The sequence below is a fragment of the Nocardioides sp. Z35_8 genome (genome assembly GCF_059621125.1).
In genome coordinates this window covers 367,896-384,128 of sequence record NZ_JCAQIE010000001.1, presented here as the reverse complement: position 1 = coordinate 384,128, position 16,233 = coordinate 367,896, and the positions used below count along the sequence as shown (strand labels likewise).

The 16,233-nt window shown below is 72.7% G+C and carries 17 protein-coding genes; 9 read left to right on the top strand and 8 right to left on the bottom strand.

The features are described 5' to 3' along the window. Window positions 1–22 precede the first annotated feature (22 nt). The 3 genes from AC54T2_RS01835 to cysC are packed head-to-tail and all read right to left on the bottom strand — an operon-like array spanning window position 23 to window position 2,733. The gene (locus AC54T2_RS01835) at window positions 23–1,033 is read right to left on the bottom strand and encodes a TSUP family transporter (RefSeq protein WP_489975240.1); all 1,011 of its coding nucleotides are present in this window, start codon (window positions 1,031–1,033) and stop codon (window positions 23–25) included. Then, window positions 1,026–1,562: an arsenate reductase/protein-tyrosine-phosphatase family protein gene (locus AC54T2_RS01830; RefSeq protein WP_496665371.1), complete on the bottom strand. Its 537-nt coding sequence runs from the start codon at window positions 1,560–1,562 to the stop codon at window positions 1,026–1,028. Before AC54T2_RS01830 ends, AC54T2_RS01835 begins: the two co-directional genes overlap by 8 nt. Continuing rightward, window positions 1,555–2,733, bottom strand: coding sequence for an adenylyl-sulfate kinase (cysC, locus tag AC54T2_RS01825; protein ID WP_496665370.1), 1,179 nt, complete (start codon window positions 2,731–2,733; stop codon window positions 1,555–1,557). Before cysC ends, AC54T2_RS01830 begins: the two co-directional genes overlap by 8 nt. 41 nt (window positions 2,734–2,774) lie before the next feature. Here cysC and AC54T2_RS01820 point away from each other — a divergent pair, with 41 nt between their 5' ends. The 4 genes from AC54T2_RS01820 to AC54T2_RS01805 all read left to right on the top strand — a co-directional run bounded on the left by AC54T2_RS01820 (window position 2,775) and on the right by AC54T2_RS01805 (window position 5,642). Further along, the gene (locus AC54T2_RS01820) at window positions 2,775–3,761 is read left to right on the top strand and encodes an asparaginase (protein WP_186339243.1); all 987 of its coding nucleotides are present in this window, start codon (window positions 2,775–2,777) and stop codon (window positions 3,759–3,761) included. 133 nt (window positions 3,762–3,894) lie between these two features. After that, window positions 3,895–4,461: a helix-turn-helix domain-containing protein gene (locus AC54T2_RS01815; protein WP_496665369.1), complete on the top strand. Its 567-nt coding sequence runs from the start codon at window positions 3,895–3,897 to the stop codon at window positions 4,459–4,461. Between the two features lie 41 nt (window positions 4,462–4,502). Continuing rightward, the gene (locus tag AC54T2_RS01810) at window positions 4,503–5,237 is read left to right on the top strand and encodes a hypothetical protein (protein WP_489975235.1); all 735 of its coding nucleotides are present in this window, start codon (window positions 4,503–4,505) and stop codon (window positions 5,235–5,237) included. A 111-nt stretch (window positions 5,238–5,348) separates the two neighbouring features. Continuing rightward, window positions 5,349–5,642 (top strand): DUF2516 family protein, encoded by a 294-nt coding sequence (locus AC54T2_RS01805; RefSeq protein ID WP_186339240.1) that lies wholly within the window; start codon window positions 5,349–5,351, stop codon window positions 5,640–5,642. A 22-nt stretch (window positions 5,643–5,664) separates the two neighbouring features. On the opposite strand, the gene AC54T2_RS01800 is transcribed toward AC54T2_RS01805, so the two are convergent. Genes AC54T2_RS01800 through AC54T2_RS01790 form a run of 3 tightly spaced genes read right to left on the bottom strand, consistent with a single transcriptional unit; the run spans window position 5,665 to window position 9,975 of the window. After that, the gene (locus AC54T2_RS01800) at window positions 5,665–7,086 is read right to left on the bottom strand and encodes a sugar nucleotide-binding protein (protein ID WP_186339239.1); all 1,422 of its coding nucleotides are present in this window, start codon (window positions 7,084–7,086) and stop codon (window positions 5,665–5,667) included. Then, entirely contained in the window at window positions 7,083–8,081 is a 999-nt protein-coding gene (rfbB, locus tag AC54T2_RS01795; RefSeq protein ID WP_489975233.1) for a dTDP-glucose 4,6-dehydratase, read from the bottom strand. The genes AC54T2_RS01800 and rfbB overlap by 4 nt, the downstream gene beginning before the upstream one ends. A 10-nt stretch (window positions 8,082–8,091) precedes the next feature. Further along, window positions 8,092–9,975: a DUF4012 domain-containing protein gene (locus AC54T2_RS01790; protein WP_496665368.1), complete on the bottom strand. Its 1,884-nt coding sequence runs from the start codon at window positions 9,973–9,975 to the stop codon at window positions 8,092–8,094. A 74-nt stretch (window positions 9,976–10,049) separates the two neighbouring features. On the opposite strand from AC54T2_RS01790, the gene rfbA reads away from it, so the two are divergent. Genes rfbA through AC54T2_RS01765 form a run of 5 tightly spaced genes read left to right on the top strand, consistent with a single transcriptional unit; the run spans window position 10,050 to window position 14,165 of the window. Continuing rightward, window positions 10,050–10,916, top strand: coding sequence for a glucose-1-phosphate thymidylyltransferase RfbA (gene rfbA / locus AC54T2_RS01785; protein WP_186339236.1), 867 nt, complete (start codon window positions 10,050–10,052; stop codon window positions 10,914–10,916). 60 nt (window positions 10,917–10,976) lie between these two features. Beyond that, the gene (locus AC54T2_RS01780) at window positions 10,977–11,555 is read left to right on the top strand and encodes a hypothetical protein (RefSeq protein ID WP_186339235.1); all 579 of its coding nucleotides are present in this window, start codon (window positions 10,977–10,979) and stop codon (window positions 11,553–11,555) included. Next, window positions 11,552–11,866, top strand: a complete 315-nt coding sequence (locus tag AC54T2_RS01775; RefSeq protein ID WP_489975230.1) for a hypothetical protein — start codon at window positions 11,552–11,554, stop codon at window positions 11,864–11,866. Before AC54T2_RS01780 ends, AC54T2_RS01775 begins: the two co-directional genes overlap by 4 nt. Further along, on the top strand, window positions 11,863–13,638 hold the full coding sequence (locus AC54T2_RS01770; protein ID WP_496665367.1) for an alpha/beta hydrolase: 1,776 nt from the start codon (window positions 11,863–11,865) through the stop codon (window positions 13,636–13,638). The genes AC54T2_RS01775 and AC54T2_RS01770 overlap by 4 nt, the downstream gene beginning before the upstream one ends. An 11-nt stretch (window positions 13,639–13,649) precedes the next feature. Next, window positions 13,650–14,165, top strand: coding sequence for a hypothetical protein (locus AC54T2_RS01765; protein ID WP_186339232.1), 516 nt, complete (start codon window positions 13,650–13,652; stop codon window positions 14,163–14,165). A 141-nt stretch (window positions 14,166–14,306) separates the two neighbouring features. On the opposite strand, the gene AC54T2_RS01760 is transcribed toward AC54T2_RS01765, so the two are convergent. After that, window positions 14,307–15,242, bottom strand: coding sequence for a GDP-mannose 4,6-dehydratase (locus tag AC54T2_RS01760; protein WP_489975227.1), 936 nt, complete (start codon window positions 15,240–15,242; stop codon window positions 14,307–14,309). Then, window positions 15,239–16,219, bottom strand: a complete 981-nt coding sequence (gene gmd / locus AC54T2_RS01755) for a GDP-mannose 4,6-dehydratase (protein WP_496665366.1) — start codon at window positions 16,217–16,219, stop codon at window positions 15,239–15,241. The genes AC54T2_RS01760 and gmd overlap by 4 nt, the downstream gene beginning before the upstream one ends. Window positions 16,220–16,233 lie beyond the last annotated feature (14 nt).

Sequence of the window (16,233 nt, the reverse complement as noted above, 5' to 3'; positions counted from 1 at the left end):
TGCAGCGGGGACGTCGCCTGCTCTACTCCCGGTCGACCTTCTTCATCCCCACGAGCCCGGGACGGTAGTCGGGGTCGTCGAGCTGGGCGATGGTCGGCGAGCCGAACATCGGGAGCCCCTGCTGCTTGCGCAGGAAGCCCCACACGATGGGAAGCACCACCAGGACGGCCAGGCCGATGCCGGCGATCAGCATGGGGTGGGTCTCCTCGACGCCGAGCGGGGCCCAGCCGGACTTGTCGAGCAGCGCGACGCCGCTCATCGTCAGCACGATGACGATGCCCCGGCGGATGAAGGACTGGGGCACGCGCGGGGCGAGGTGGGCGCCGATGATCGTGCCGGGCACCGAGCCGATGACGAGCGGGATCAGGATCCCCCAGTCGATGCCGTGGAGCGCGATGTTGGAGATCGCGGCCGCGAGCACGAGGGGCACCGCCTGGACCAGGTCGGTGCCGACGAGCTTCACCGCGGACAGGCCGGGGTAGAGCATCAGCAGGGCGATCATGATGACCGAGCCGGAGCCGACGCTGGTGATGCCCACCAGCAGTCCGCCCAGCATGCCGACCAGCAGCGTCGGGACCACGCGGATCGTCGGGTCGTCGTCGTGGACGTGGGTGCCCGAGCGGACCCGGAGCAGGTTGACGTAGAGGCGCAGGGCGTAGGTCGCCGCCGCCAGCAGGAGGGCGAAGCCGATGCTGATGATCAGCACGTGGTTGAGCTGCTCGGTGTCGTCGGTGAGCCACGCCACCAGGTGTGGCCCGAGCAGCGCCATCGGGATGGAGCCGATCATCAGCCACATGGCCAGGCGCATGTTGGGCGAGCCCTCGCGCTTGTGCACGATCGCGCCGCCGGTCTTGTAGACGGCCGCCGCGGTGAGGTCGGCGGTCACGACCGTGGCGGCCTCTCCCACGCCCAGGAACAGCAGGGCGGGGGTCATCAGGGCGCCGCCGCCCATGCCGGTCAGACCGACGACGACGCCGACGACGAAGCCGGCGACGAGGATCGAGAGGGCGGTGAGGGTCAGCAGCTCAGCCATCGGAGCCTCCTGTGGCCAGCCGGGGGACGATCACGCTCAGCATTCTCGACATTGTGTCGGCCGCGGTGTCCGCCGCCGATCGCCCGCGCCGGTAGGGGTCGGCGATGTCGTGCTCGGGCCGCGCCGCCGTACGGCGGGCGCCGACGGCCGCGACCAGCTCGCGACCGGTGAGGTCGGGGTGCTCCTCCACCGCGGCGGCGAACTGGCCCACGGTGAAGACCTTGCGGAGGTGCTGGGGGAACTCCTCCAGGATGAAGCTGCGGTGGGTGGACTCCGCGGTCAGCACCAGGTCGGCCTCGGCCATGAGCGGCGCGGTGAGGCGGCGGCTCGCGAAGCCCGACGACGTGTCCTCGGCGAGGGTGGAGACCATGACGTCGTCCATCGCGTGGCTGTCGAAGCCGTGCGTGCCCGCGCTGGAGAACTCCACACCCGAGTCGGGCCCGGCCAGGCGGCGCGCGGTGAGCTCGAGGAAGGGCGAGCGGCAGATGTTGGCGGTGCACACGAAGAGCACCTTCAGCGGCTCACCCATCGGTGCCCCGCAGGTGGAGGTAGCCGGCCTCGTCGAGCGCGACCAGGACGTCGTCGAGCGCGTCCTCGACGGTGCGCCCGGTCGTGTCGACGCGCACGGCTGGGTCGTCGGGCTCCTCGTAGGGCGAGGAGATGCCGGTGAACTCGGGGATCTCGCCGGCACGGGCCTTGGCGTAGAGGCCCTTGCGGTCGCGGCGCTCGCACTCCTCGAGGGGGGTCGCGACGTGGACGAGGAAGAACGCGCCGCCGGCGGCCTCCACCATCTCGCGCACCTGGTCGCGGGTCTCGGCGAACGGGGCGATCGGCGAGCACACCGCGACGCCGCCGTGGCGGGCGATCTCGGCGGCGACCCAGCCGATGCGGCGGATGTTGGTCTCGCGGTCGGCCCGGCTGAAGGTGAGCCCGGCCGACAGGTTGCGGCGTACGACGTCGCCGTCGAGGCTGGTGACCGTGCGGCCGCCCTGCTCGAGCAGGAGGTCGACCAGCGCGCGGGCGAGCGTCGACTTGCCGCTGCCCGACAGCCCGGTGAAGAAGAGCACGAGGCCCTGCTCCTCGGGAGCCGGCTGGTCCTCGTCGACGATCGCGGCGACGGCGGCGGGGAGGTCGCCGGAGGTCTCGGCGAGGGCGTGGACCGGGTCGTCGCCGGCGTAGGTCTGCACCACCCGGGCGCCCAGGGCGTGGTCGGCCTCGGCGTCGCCGTGGGCCGGCAGCGGCACCGCGACGACCGCGGCGTCCGGCAGCAGGTCGGCCGCGGCGAGGGTGGCGCGGACCAGCGCGACGGGGGACAGGGGGGAGGTGCCGGTGCCCGACAGCGCCAGCAGCACCACGCGGCCGAGACCGCGCAGCTCGTCGAGGTCGGCCTCGCTCAGCGCATCGACGACCGGGACGAACGTCGCGCCGGCGTGCTGCTCGCGCACCTGCGCGGGGGTGAGGTGCAGCCGGCGGAAGGGGCCGTACTGGGCGTGCGTCAGCGGCTCCAGCGACCCGTCGGCCGCGACGCGGGCCAGTGGCAGGCCCTCGGGGTCGACCAGCTCGGCGTCGTCCACGCCGTCGGGCAGGTCGAGGGTGACCACGCTGTCCGGCTCGTTGAAACGGGTCAGCGGGGCGTAGGCGCCGGAGACCAGGAGCTCCAGGTCGTCGAGCTCTGTCGGCGTGGGGCAGTGCTGGATCACCCGCGCATCCTCTCAGAGCCGCGGTGAGTAGCCTGCGGGACATGTCGTCTGCCGCCTCCACCACCACGCCGGCCGGTCGGCCGGTCGTCGCCGAGATCGTCCGTTCGGGCTTCGTCGAGGGCCACCACTACGGCTCGATCGTCGCCCTCACCGCCGACGGCGCCGTCGACTGGTCGGTGGGCGCGGTCGACGTCCCCGTCCTCCCGCGCTCGAGCAACAAGCCGGTCCAGGCGCTCGCGATGGTCGAGCTCGGCCTCGACCTGCCCGACGAGCTCCTCGCACTCGCGTGCGCCTCGCACTCCGGGGAGGAGTTCCACGTCGAGGGCGTACGCCGCACGCTGGCGAGCGCGGGCCTCGACGAGTCGGCGCTCCGGACCCCGGCCGACTACCCGCTCGACGACGCGGCCCGGGAGGCCGTCGTACGCGCCGGGGGTGGACGGGCGCCGATCCTGATGAACTGCTCGGGCAAGCACGCCGCCATGCTCGCGACCTGCGTCCTGCGCGGCTGGGACACCGAGACCTACCTCGACCCGACCCACCCCCTGCAGGTGGCGATCGCCGACACCTTCGCCCGGCTCACCGGCGAGCCCATCGCGGCGGTCGCGGTCGACGGGTGCGGCGCGCCGCTGCTCTCCACGTCGCTGACCGGCCTGGCGAGGGCGTTCGCCGCACTGGCCACCGCGGACGACGGCCCGGCCCGCCGTGTCGCCGACGCGATCCGGCGCCACCCCGAGCACGTCAGCGGCACCACCCGCGACGAGCTCGCCCTGCACCGGGCGGTGCCGGGACTCATCGGCAAGGCCGGCGCCGAGTCCTGCTACGCCGTCGCCCTCCCCGACGGTCGTGCCTGGGCGCTCAAGACCGACGACGGCGCGGCGCGGGTGCGCCCCGTGCTGATGGCCGAGGCGCTGCGGCGCTCGGGGGTGCTCGACGAGGACGGGGTGGACGCCGCGGCGGTGCGCACGACCGGGCGCGTCGACCTCCTCGGCGGCGGGGTCCCGGTCGGGGAGATCCGCGCCGTCTTCTGAGGTCGAGCGGGGTCCGCCGGCACCGTTGCGAACAGACGGCTAGCGCCGACAAGCCGCATGGGTCGAGGACTCTGTGAGGGGACTCACCTCCATCGGGCTTGTTTCTGCTAACTCCTGTTAGCACACTGGAGGCATGGCGAAGGAGAAGAAGACCACGAGGGTCGCCTCGAAGACCGCCGCCACGACCGCGACCGCACGCAGGGCCACCAAGGCCACCACCACGGCCACCACGAAGGCCACCACCAAGACCAGCAAGGCGGTCGTCGACTCGATCGGCACGCTGGGTGACTACCTCCGCGAGCAGCGGGTCGGCGCCCAGCTGTCGCTGCGCCAGCTCGCCGACCAGGTGGGCGTGAGCAACCCCTACCTGAGCCAGATCGAGCGTGGCCTGCGCAAGCCGTCGGCCGAGGTGCTCCAGCAGCTCGCCCGGGCGCTGCGCGTCAGTGCCGAGCAGCTCTACGTCCGCGCGGGCATCGTCCATCCCGACCCGGGCCAGGCCGGATCGGTGGAGCTCGCGATCCTCGCCGACACGGCGCTGACGGAGCGGCAGAAGCACTCGCTCCTCGACGTCTACGCCTCGTTCCTCGCCCTCAACGAGCGCGACGCCGCCACCGCACCGACAGAAGTCCAGGCAGAAGTCCAGGCAGACGCACAGCCAGACGCACCGACACGGCCCGTCGACGAGACCGACGAGTCGTGAGCCCGCACACCACCGGCAGCACCCACCCCAAGGAGAGCCCCATGGCCACCACCAAGCGCGACCTCAAGAGCGAAGCCCTCAAGCCCGTCCTGGCCGGCGTCGGCGTCACCGACCTGGCCGTCGAGGCCGTCCGTGAGGCGGTGGCCGACGTGCAGAAGCGGGTCGCCGCCGTGCAGAAGGACGTCACCACCCGGGTCAGCGAGGTGCAGCGGACCGCGACCGACCCGCAGGCGCTGCGCAAGCAGGCCCAGGCGCGCCGCGCCGCCGTCGAGGCCCGCGTCGCCGAGCTGCAGGCCGAGGCCCTGGCCTACCCGGCCCGGGTGACCACCCAGGTCGCCGCGCAGGTCACCACGCTGGTCGACGGCAACGTCTCCGCGGCCAACGCCGCCTACGCCGACCTCGTCAAGCGCGGCGAGTCGCTCGTGGGCCGCATCCGCGGCCAGGAGTCGACCCGGGCCACCGTGTCGTCGGCGCGCACCACCGTCGCCAAGGCCAAGACCACCGCGACCCAGGCCAAGAAGGCCGCCGAGGCCACCACGGCTGCGGCCGACAAGACCGCTGCCACCAAGGTCGCCCCCACGCCCAGGCCGACCGCCAAGAAGGCGACGCGGAAGGCCGCGGCCAAGAAGGCCTCCGCGACCACCGCCCGCAAGAGCGCGGCGAAGAAGAGCGCCACCGCGCAGGCCAGCGCCAAGGCCACCGCGACCGCTGCCACCGCGACGGCGTCCAACGCGGCCAAGGCCGTCGTCGACGCGGCCGAGAAGGTCGGCGACTGAAGGGACCACCCCCACGAGCAGCTGCTGCTGTTCTGAGCCGAGGCCCCCGTCCGTCAGGGACGGGGGCCTCGTTCGTTCCGCAGGCGTGCCTCGGGCGTCTAGGCTGAGCGGGTGAACATCTACGCGTTCGAGAGCACGCTGATGCTGGTGGTGCTCCTCGCCCTGCTCGCGATCAAGGGTTTCGCGTTCATCAACTCCCTCACCTACTCCGCCGAGGCCTACGAGGCGGCCGGCAAGCTGACCAAGCCGGCGTGGTGCGCGATCACGGGGCTCGGCTTCGCGGCCCAGCTGATCCTCATCGGCTCCTCGCCGCTCGGGCTGATCCACCTCGTCTTCACGATCGCCTCGCTCGTCTACCTGGCCGACGTGCGCCCGGCGCTCGCCGAGGTCACCTCGCGCCGGTGAGACCCACGCCCGGTCTCGCCGCTCAGGTGGCGAGGTAGCGGTCGAGGGCGGCCATGGCGTCCTCGGGCTCGAAGCCGGTGGCACGGATCCTGGCGAGCGACATCGCCGAGTGGAGCGGACGCGGGGCGAAGGGCTTGCCCTGCGCGCGTACGCCGTCGGCGTAGGCCTCGGTGCTCGTGCCGGACACGTCGTCGGCGCTGCGGCCCGACCGCTCGAAGACCGCCTGGGCGATCTCGCGCCACGACATCGCCGGCCCGCCGTTGGAGACGTTGTAGGTGCCGAACGCGGCGTCGGAGTCGAGCAGGTGGCCGATGGCGCGCACGAGCTCGTCGGTGAACGTGAGCCGGCCCACCTGGTCGTCGACGACGCTGGGGGAGACGCCCTTCTCGGCGAGCGAGCGCATGGTGCGCACGAAGTTGTTGCCCTCGCCGATCACCCACGACGTGCGCAGCAGGTAGTGGCGCGGGGCCAGGCCCACCGCGAGGTCGCCGGCGGCCTTGGACTGGGCGTAGACGCCCAGCGGCGACAGCGGCTCGTCCTCGGTGTGGCCGGGGTCGAGCGGCGCGGTGCCGTCGAAGACGTACTCCGAGGACAGGTGCACCAGGGTGAAGCGGTGCTCGCGGGCGAGCCGGGCGAGCGTGGCGGGCCCGGTGGCGTTGGCGGCCCACGCGGCCACCCGGCCCTCGGTGGTCTCGGCCGCGTCGACTGCGGTGAAGGCCGCGGCGTTGATCACCACGGCGTAGTCGTGCCAGGGCCAGGCCGCGACGGCCTCGGCGTCGGTGAGGTCGAGCGCGGTGACGCCCTCGTCCTCGCGGAGGTCGACCCGGTCGGCGTCCGGGTGGGCGGCGTGCAGCGCCCGGCCCAGCTGGCCCAGCGCGCCCACGATGAGCGTCTTCTTGGGCGGGATCGCGGTCGAGGCGTCCAGCGCCGGGTTGTGCTGGTCCTTCTCGCTGATGATCGCCTCGGCCAACGGGATCGGCCACGGGATCGCGACCGTCGGGTCGTCAAGGGACAGCGCGGGGTAGGAGATGCCCGGGCGCCAGTGCTCGTTGACGAGGTAGGTGTAGGCCGTGGCGTCCTCGAGCACCTGGTAGCTGTTGCCGACGCCGCGCGGCACGAAGACCGCGACCGAGGTGTCCATCTCGAGCGTGAACGTCGCGCCGAAGGTGTCGCCCTCGCGCATGTCGACCCAGGCGCCGAAGATGCGGCCGGTGGCCAGCGAGACGAACTTGTCCCACGGCTCGGTGTGGATGCCGCGCGTCACGCCGCGGTCGCCGTTGAAGGAGACGTTGTTCTGGACCGGGCCGAAGTCGGGCAGCCCGATGGCGAGCATCTTCTCGCGCTGCCAGTTCTCCTTGAAGAACCCGCGCTCGTCGTCGCGCCGGTCGAGGCGGACGACGACGAGGCCCGGGATCGGGGTGGTCTCGAGGGAGGGGAGGGTCACTGGCCCTTCTCCGCGTACTTGGCCTCCGTGGCGTCCTTGTGGGGGCGCCACCACTCCTCGTGCGTGCGGTACCACTCGATGGTGTCGGCCAGGCCCGACTCGAAGTCCTGGAACTGCGGCGTCCAGCCGAGCTCGTGGCGCAGCTTGCCCGACTCGATCGCGTAGCGCATGTCGTGCCCGGCGCGGTCGTTGACGTGGTCGAAGGCGTCCTCGGCCTGGCCCATCAGCTTGAGGATCAGGCGGACGACCTCGAGGTTGTTCTTCTCGCCGTCGGCGCCGATCAGGTAGGTCTCTCCGATGCGGCCCTTCTCCAGGATCGTCAGCACGGCCGAGGAGTGGTCGTCGGCGTGGATCCAGTCGCGGACGTTCTCGCCCGACCCGTAGAGCTTGGGCCGGATCCCGTCGATCACGTTGGTGATCTGGCGCGGGATGAACTTCTCGATGTGCTGCCATGGGCCGTAGTTGTTGGAGCAGTTGGAGACCGTCGCGCGGACGCCGAAGCTGCGGACCCACGCGCGGACCAGGTGGTCGGAGCCGGCCTTCGAGGCGGAGTAGGGGGACGACGGGTTGTAGGGGGTGTCCTCGGTGAAGCGCTTGGGGTCGTCGAGCTCGAGGTCGCCGTAGACCTCGTCGGTCGAGACGTGGTGGAGCCGCTTGTCGTGCCGGCGCACGGCCTCGAGGATCGTGAAGGTGCCGAGGATGTTGGTGTGGACGAACGGGCTCGGGTCGTTGAGCGAGTTGTCGTTGTGCGACTCCGCCGCGTAGTGGACGACCGCGTCGTGGTCGGCGACCAGCGGGTCGACGACGTCGGCGTCGGCGATGTCACCGACGACGAGCCGCACCCGGTCCTCGGGCAGCCCGGCCAGCGACTCCTTGGAGGCGGCGTAGGTCAGCTTGTCGAGCACGGTCACCGTGAGGTCGGTGTGCTCGAGGAGGTGGTGCACGAAGTTCGATCCGATGAACCCCGCGCCTCCGGTCACGAGTAGGCGTTCCATGCGGCGGAGTCTAGGGGTGGGCGAGGACCTCGTACGACTCGACGCTCTCGAGCGCGTCGCTGCGATAGCGCGCCACCCGGCCGCCGGCGCTCGACCAGCCCTCGGGCAGCTCCGCGTCGACGGCGTAGCCGCGCGGGAAGCGCACCGTGACCCGCACGTCCTGGGGGTCGACCATGCCCTGGGGGTCGATGGCCAGCCGGTAGGCGAGCGCGCCGTCGCGGTCCACGGCGGCGGCGGGCACGACGTAGGTCACCGCGAGGGTGTGGCGCGCCTGCGGGGCGAACTCGATCTCCGGGCGGATGAAGTAGCGACCGTAGAAGCTGCGCGGCGAGACCTCGCGGGGCACGCCGTCGACCTGCACCGAGTCGAAGGTGGCGCCCTTCGGCAGGAACGGCGCGACGCTGAGGGTGTTCCAGCGGGTGAAGTAGCCCTCGCGGGGGTCGGGCAGCGGCTGGGCGTAGGGCGGGGAGTCGTTGTGGACCTCGATCTCCATCCGCACGCGGGCGCTGCCGTCCTCGCGGATCGCGACGTCGGTGCTCACGGTGCGTCGCTGCCAGTAGTCGGACTTGCTGGGCACCTTGTTCTGCGTGAAGACGCCGAGGTAGTCGTGCTCGGTGTCGGAGAGCCGGCCGGTCAGCCCGAGGTCGTCGACGACCGCCTGCTCGTCGGGGCTGCGGAGGTAGACGGCGAAGCGCCGCTGGTCGGCTGCCTCGCCGAGCACCCGGCCGGTGCCGACCGGGTCGTTGCCGGACAGGAGCCGGTCGACGAACACCGGGGCGAGGGCGCGGTTGACGGCCTTGCGCTGTGCGGGCTCGGGGTAGTCGTCGTAGCTGCCGATGAGCTTCTCGACGAGGTTGTCACCGGTGAGCGTGCCGAGGGCCGGCACCTCGAGGGGGCCCGAGACGTCCAGCAGCCGCGAGACGGCGACCACGTCGATGACGACGACGCCCGCCATCCGGCGCCCGCGCAGGCTGCGCCAGGCGTTGGCCAGCTCGTTGCCCGAGACCGCCCAGTCAGGCGCCATCGTGGCCAGCGCCGGCTTCACCTGCCCACGGTGCAGCGGGTTGCCCTTGACCTTGCGCCAGTAGCGGGGCTGGGCCGCGCCCGGGGCGGTCGAGAGGTCGAGCGTCTCGCCCATCGACAGGCGGCCGCGGTCGAGGTCGACGGTCACGAAGGTCTGCGGGGTGCCGCCGGAGTAGAGCATCTCGGCAGGGTTGAGCAACGCCACGAGGTACTGACGACTCGCATTGCGGCCGAGCATCGTGGGCAGGTGGGTGAGCAGCGGGTCGACGGCGTCGAGCCCGTCGGCCAGCGGGTCGACCTCGGCCCGGGCGTCGGCGGCTGCCTCGGCGAGCCGTTCGCCGACGAGCGGGCGCGTGTCGGCCACCGCGTCGAGCTCGGCCTGCGCGTCGGAGAGCCGGTCGCCGACCGCGCGCAGGTCGGCGATCACCGACTCGAGCACGTCGAGGTCGACGTTGCCGCCGTCGAGGAGGGTCGACTCCTCGCCGCGCACCTGCGGCAGGACGCGTACGCCGGTCTCGGCCACGCCGACGAGCTGGTCCAGCGCGTTGCCGAGGCGTCGCACGTCGCGCAGTGCGCCGCCGGCGACGGGCACCCGGCTCCACACGTCGCCGCCGACTCCCTGCACCGCCGCCTGGAGGTCGTCGGTCTCCGAGCGGGCTCGCTCGACGGCGGCGACGGCGTCGTCGATGTCGCCGGCGTCGAGGGCCTCCTTGGCCGCCGTCAGCTCGGCGCGGGCATCCTCGGCGTGCCCCGGCGCGGAGAGGAACGGGATGGCCAGCAGGGCCAGGCCCACCAGCACCAGGAGCAGCGCGCCCGCGACCGTCGCCGGCCGGATCATCCGCCGCGGGGCGGCGCGGCGGGAGGACGGCATGCGCGACATCGTGCCAAACCTGCGCCGGCCCTGGAGAATCCCGGCACCCGTCCCGTACGCCCTAGGGTGCAGCCATGCGCGGAATCATCCTGGCCGGTGGGACCGGCTCCCGACTGCACCCGATCACGCAGGGCATCAGCAAGCAGCTGGTGCCGGTCTACGACAAGCCGATGATCTACTACCCGCTCTCGACCCTGATGCTCGCCGGCATCCGTGACGTCCTGATCATCACCACGCCCCACGAGGCCGACGGCTTCCACCGGCTGCTCGGCGACGGCTCGCAGTTCGGCATCGACCTGACCTTCGCGGTGCAGCCCAGCCCCGACGGCCTCGCGCAGGCGTTCATCATCGGCGCCGACCACATCGGCGACGAGCGCTCCGCGCTGGTGCTCGGCGACAACATCTTCTACGGCTCCGGCCTCGGCCAGCAGCTGCTGCGCTTCTCCGAGCTCGACGGCGCCGCGGTCTTCGGCTACCACGTCGCCGACCCGCGGGCCTACGGCGTCGTGGAGTTCGACGACCAGGGCCGCGCGCTGTCGCTGGAGGAGAAGCCGGAGCACCCCAAGAGCGACTTCGCGGTGCCGGGGCTCTACTTCTACGACAACGACGTGGTCCAGTACGCCGCCGAGCTGAAGCCGTCTGCGCGCGGGGAGCTCGAGATCACCGACCTCAACCGCCGCTACCTCGAGGAGGGCCGCCTGCACGTCGAGGTGCTGCCCCGCGGCACCGCGTGGCTCGACACCGGCACGTTCGACTCGCTCAACGACGCCTCCAACTTCGTACGCACGATCGAGGGCCGGCAGGGCTTCAAGGTCGGCGCCCCCGAGGAGGTCGCCTGGCGGATGGGGTGGCTGTCCGACGACGAGCTCGCCGCCCGCGCCGAGCCGCTGCGCAAGAGCGGCTACGGCGAATACCTGCTCGGTCTGCTCCGGCACGGCTGATCGCGTTTCGACTCCCCGTCGTCGGGGGACATGACACCTAGTCGACGTGAGGAGGAGCGGGTGCCGGAGCCGACACGTCTGGAGTTCGCCCAGGGCCCTCGGGCCACGCGCGCGGTCGCCCTCGACCCGTTCTGGGCGACGGTCATGAGGCGCCACGGCGACGTGGACCTCGTGGTGCTGCCGCCCGAGCCGCCCCGTCGGGCCGACGTCCCGGCCGACGAGCCGGCGGTCGACCCGGTCGCCGCACGCGACGACCTGCGGGCCCGGATGGCCGCCCTGTGGGCGGCACTCGGCCTCGAGGGCGAGCCGGCCCACCTCGACGACACCTGGTTCGCCGGGTCCGAGCCGGGCACGCTGCGCTGGCAGGGCACCGCGACCTTCGACGACCTCGACCCGGTCGTCGCCTCGGCCGCGCTCGGGCGCGCGCAGCAGCTGCTCGCCGAGGCCGACGGCTGGCACGTGCTGGCCCCGCCCGACGGCATTCCCCGGGTGCTGGCCGGACGGCCGGGCCGCTTCGGGCGCGAGGACGTGCAGGTGCTCGTGCCGACGACCGCTCGCGTGGTGGTGCGGGTGCGCTCCGCGCTGGTCGTGGTGGGCGAGGACGCCGCCGCCGCGGCCGTCGGTGGTGATGCGGGATGAGCGACCAGCCGCTGGTCTGGCAGATGGAGTCCCTGCGCCGCGGCACCGAGGGGTGGGAGGCGCAGCAGGCCCTCATGGACACCTCGTCGCGCGAGCTGGGCGGCGCCTCGGCGTCCGCGCTCCCGCCGAGCGTCCAGGGCGCGGCCACGACGTTCCTGTCCCGGTGGGCCGGCTATGCCGGCGAGAGCGCCGCCATCGCGCAGGGGTTCGTGGGCGCGCTGCGCGCGACCTCCGACGACTACACGACCACCGACGACGCGACCGACCGGCAGTTCAGCGACCTCGACGCGCGGCTGGGCTCGCGGCGATGACGGTCACCATCGAGGTGCCGGCCTCCGTCCCGGCGCAGATCAAGAAGCCCGAGGGCGACGCGGGCGGCGCCGACGCCCTCGCCACCACCATCTACGCCGCGGCCGGTCGCTACGAGGAGTTCGCCGACAGGAGCCGCGAGCTGCAGGACCTCGGCAGCTGGGCCGGCGTCGCCTACGACGCCTACAAGGAGGCGTCGGGCGTGGCGTCCGGCGAGCACTCCGCGATGGCGACGACGGTGCGCCGGGTCGGGCGCGGCGTGACCGCGTTCGCCGACACGCTGCGCGACCTGCTCCGCGCCCACGAAGACCTCCTCGAGCGCAAGCGCTCGCTGGACGGGCGGCGCACCGCGCTGATCGCCGACATCGACGCCGCGACCGAGGTCACCGACGCCGAGATCGCCGCCTTCCGCGAGCGGGCGCGCGACCTGCGCGCCGACTACGCCGACCTGGTCGCCGACGACGACGACCTGCAGCGACGGGTGCGCGACAACGAGACGCTGCTGCGCCAGGTCTTCCAGGCCGCCGACTCGCTCCCGGAGTCGCTCTCCGCCGACGGGGGCGTCCCGCCGATGGCCGAGTCGGCGATGAACCGCCCCGGCGCCCCCGGCAGCGGCGCGACGCCCGAGGAGGTGCAGCGGTGGTGGGACGGCCTCAGCGAGGCCGAGCGGGAGGCGGTCATCGCGGCCTACCCCGAGCGCGTGGGCCAGGGCGACGGACTGCCCGCAGACGCCCGCGATCAGGCCAACCGCGTGCTGCTCGACGACGACCTCGCCCGCCTCGCGGCCAAGGACGACGACGGCACGATCTCGCCGCTCGAGCGCCGGGTGCTCGCCAACGCCGGCCAGGCGCGTGACGCGCTCGCCAACGCCGACGCCTACACCGATCCGCTCGACCCGGCGCTGCGTCCCGGCGGCACGCTGTGGCTCTACGACCCGGCCGCCTACGACGGCGACGGGCGGGTGGCGGTCGCCGTGGGCGACCTCGACCACGCCGACGACGTCGCGGTGTTCACCCCCGGCATCACCACCGACATGGGCGACACCACCGCTTACACCGACCGGATGATGAACCTCTACGAGTCGACGCGCTACAACGGCGACGGGTCGAGCGTCGCGACCATGTTCTGGCTCGGCTACGACGCACCCGACGGCCCCACCGACCCGGCCACGCTGAGCGAGGGGCGGGCCGAGGAGGGCGGGCGCAACCTCGCCGACGCCATCGACGGCCTGCGCGCCTCGCGACCCGACGACCCGGCCCACCTGACGGCCGTCGGCCACAGCTACGGCTCCACCACGACGGCGTACGCCACGCACGGCGACGCCTCCGACGTCGACGAGGTGGTGCTCATCGGCAGTCCCGGCGCGGGTCCGGCCGACCACGCCGACGACCTGGGGCCCGGGTCCGACCACGTCTACGTCGGCCGCGACAGCCGCGACCTCGTCGCCGTGCTGGGCGACGAGGGGTGGGTCGGCAAGCTCGGCCTCGGGCTCGGCACCGACCCGTCGTCGGAGGACTTCGGCGCCCAGCGGTTCGAGGCCGAGGACGTCGACCGCAGCTGGATCCGCAACACCGGTGACGCGCACAGCTCCTACCTCGACCCGGACACCGAGTCGCTCTACAACATCGGCCTGATCGTCGACGGGCACGGCGACCAAATCAACGAGGCCGCGCAGAGCTACGACCCGTGGTGGGGCCCGCCGCAGGACCCCGAGTGGGACCGCGACCCGACCGCGGGGCAGCCCGGCCGCTCCGACACGAGCCCCGACCGGTGAGGATGGGGCGCATGACGCTGCTCCCGCTCCGCCTGCTGCTGGCACTGACCCTCGCCGTCGGTCTGGGCTCCTGCGGCGATCCCGACCCCGAGCAGGCGGCCGACGACCTGGCGTCGATGAAGAGCGCGGTCGACTCCGAGGTGCGCGACATGGCGGGGGTGCTCTCCGACAGTGGGCTGAGCCTGGAGCGGGCCAAGGGTCGCGTCGAGAGCGAGGGCATGTCGACCTACCGCGCCGAGGACTACAAGGCGTCCGCGGTCGTCGTCGGGGAGGGTGCCGAGGGCGAGCAGGTCGACCGGGCGGCGACGGCGCTCGAGGAGGCGGGGTGGACGCGCACGGCCGATGGCCTCGATGCCTCCGAGCCGTGGGCCCAGCTCGAGCGCGACGACTTCCGCACCACGATCGGCTGGACCAAGGTGGGCGAGCGCGAGCTCGTGCTCAGCCTCGACCAGGAGGGCGAGGTCGAGGTGCCGAGCGACACCGACCCGGTCGAGCGCGACAACTCGGTGGACATCCCGCTCGACTGACGCCCTCGTCGAGTTGGCGCATCCTCGCGCCGAAATCTCGTCGAGTCGGCGCATCCTCGCGCCGACATCGCGTCGAGTCGGCGCATCCTCGCGCCGACTCGACGGTGTCAGGGGGCCAGGATGCGCCGACTCGACGGTCGGTCAGGCGAGGTCGGCCGCCACCATCCGTCGCACGATCTCAGCGAAGTCGACCGTCGGCGCCCACCCCAGCTCCTCGTGCGCCCGGCTCGCGTCGCCGACGAGCTCGGTCGGGTCGGCGGGGCGGAAGAACGCGGCGTCCTGGCGCACCAGCGGCTCCCAGTCGCCGATGCCGGCGGCGTCGAAGGCGGCAGCCACGAAGTCGCGCACCGAGTGGGCCGTGCCGGTCGCGACGACGTAGTCGCCGGGCTCGTCGGCACGGGCGGCGCGCACCATGGCGTCGACGTAGTCGGGCGCCCAGCCCCAGTCGCGGCGCACGTCGACGTTGCCGAGCACCAGCTCGTCGGCCTCGCCGCGGGCGATGGCGGCCACCGTCGAGGTGATCTTGCGGGTCACGAACCGCGGGTGCCGGCGCGGCGACTCGTGGTTGTAGAGGATCGCGCTCGAGACGTGCAGGTCGCGCTGGCGGTAGACGCGCGCGGACAGGTGGGCGTACGCCTTCGAGGCGCCGTAGGGGTTGACCGGCGCCACCGGGGTGTCCTCGGTCTGGGGCGAGTCGGCGGCCTCACCGAAGATCTCGGCGCTCGAGGCCTGCACCAGGCGTACGCCGTGCACCTGGCGCGCCGACTCCATCAGCGCGACCGCCGCCAGCCCGTTGACCTGCGCGGTGCGGTCGGGCTCGTCCCACGACTGGGCCACCGAGCTGATCGCGGCCAGGTTGTAGACCTCGCGCGGCGCGACCTCGCGCACCAGCCGTCGGGTGCCCTCGACGTCGGCCAGGTCGCCGGTGTGCAGCACCACCTCGGCCGGGCAGTGCTCCGGGTGGCCGTCGCCCGCCAGCGCCAGCGCGTGCACCTCGAGGCCCTCGGCCACCAGGCGTTCGGCGAGGTAGGTGCCGTCCTGCCCGCCGATGCCGGTGATGAGGGCGGCTGCGGTCACCAACCCGCCTTGGCGGCGGCGATGTCGGCGTCGACCATCATCGCCACCAGCTCGGCGAACGAGACGCTCGGCGTCCAGCCGAGCCTGTCCCTGGCCTTGCTGGCGTCGCCGATGAGCAGCTCGACCTCGGCCGGGCGCATGAAGCGGGGGTCCTGGGTGACGTAGCGGGCCCAGTCGTCGATGCCGACATGCGCGAAGGCGAGGTCGAGGAAGTCGCGGATCGACCAGGTCTCGCCCGTGGCGATGACGTAGTCGTCGGCGGTGTCCTGCTGGAGCATCCGCCACATCGCCTCGACGTAGTCGCCGGCGTAGCCCCAGTCGCGGCGGGCGTCGAGGTTGCCGAGGGCCATCGAGTCCTGCTGGCCCAGGTGGATCCGGGCGACCGCCTGGCTGATCTTGCGGGTCACGAACTCGGGGCCGCGGCGCGGAGACTCGTGGTTGAACAGGATGCCCGACGAGGCGTGCATGCCGTAGGACTCGCGGTAGTTGATCGTCATGTAGTGGCCGTAGACCTTGCTCACGCCGTAGGGCGAGCGCGGCCACAGCAGGGTGCGCTCCGACTGCGGGACCTCCTGCACCTTGCCGAACATCTCCGAGCTCGAGGCCTGGTAGAAGCGGATGGAGGACGGGTCGTCGCCCGCGTGGAGGCGCACCGCCTCGAGCATGTTGAGCACGCCCATGCCGGTGACGTCGCTGGTGACGAAGGCGTTTTCCCAGGAGTAGGCGACGAACGAGATCGCGCCGAGGTTGTAGACCTCGTCGGGCTCGGAGTCGCGCATCGCCCGCATCAGGCTGGACAGGTCGGTCAGGTCGCCGTGGTGCAGCGTGACGTCGGGGACGAGGTCCTCGACCAGGGCGCGGCGCGGATTGTTCTGGCCGCGGATCAGGCCGTGGACGTCGTAGCCCTTCTCGATCAGCAGCTCGGCGAGGTAGAGACCGTCCTGTCCGGTGATTCCGGTGATGAGAGCGCTCGGCACCCCGGCATTGTGTC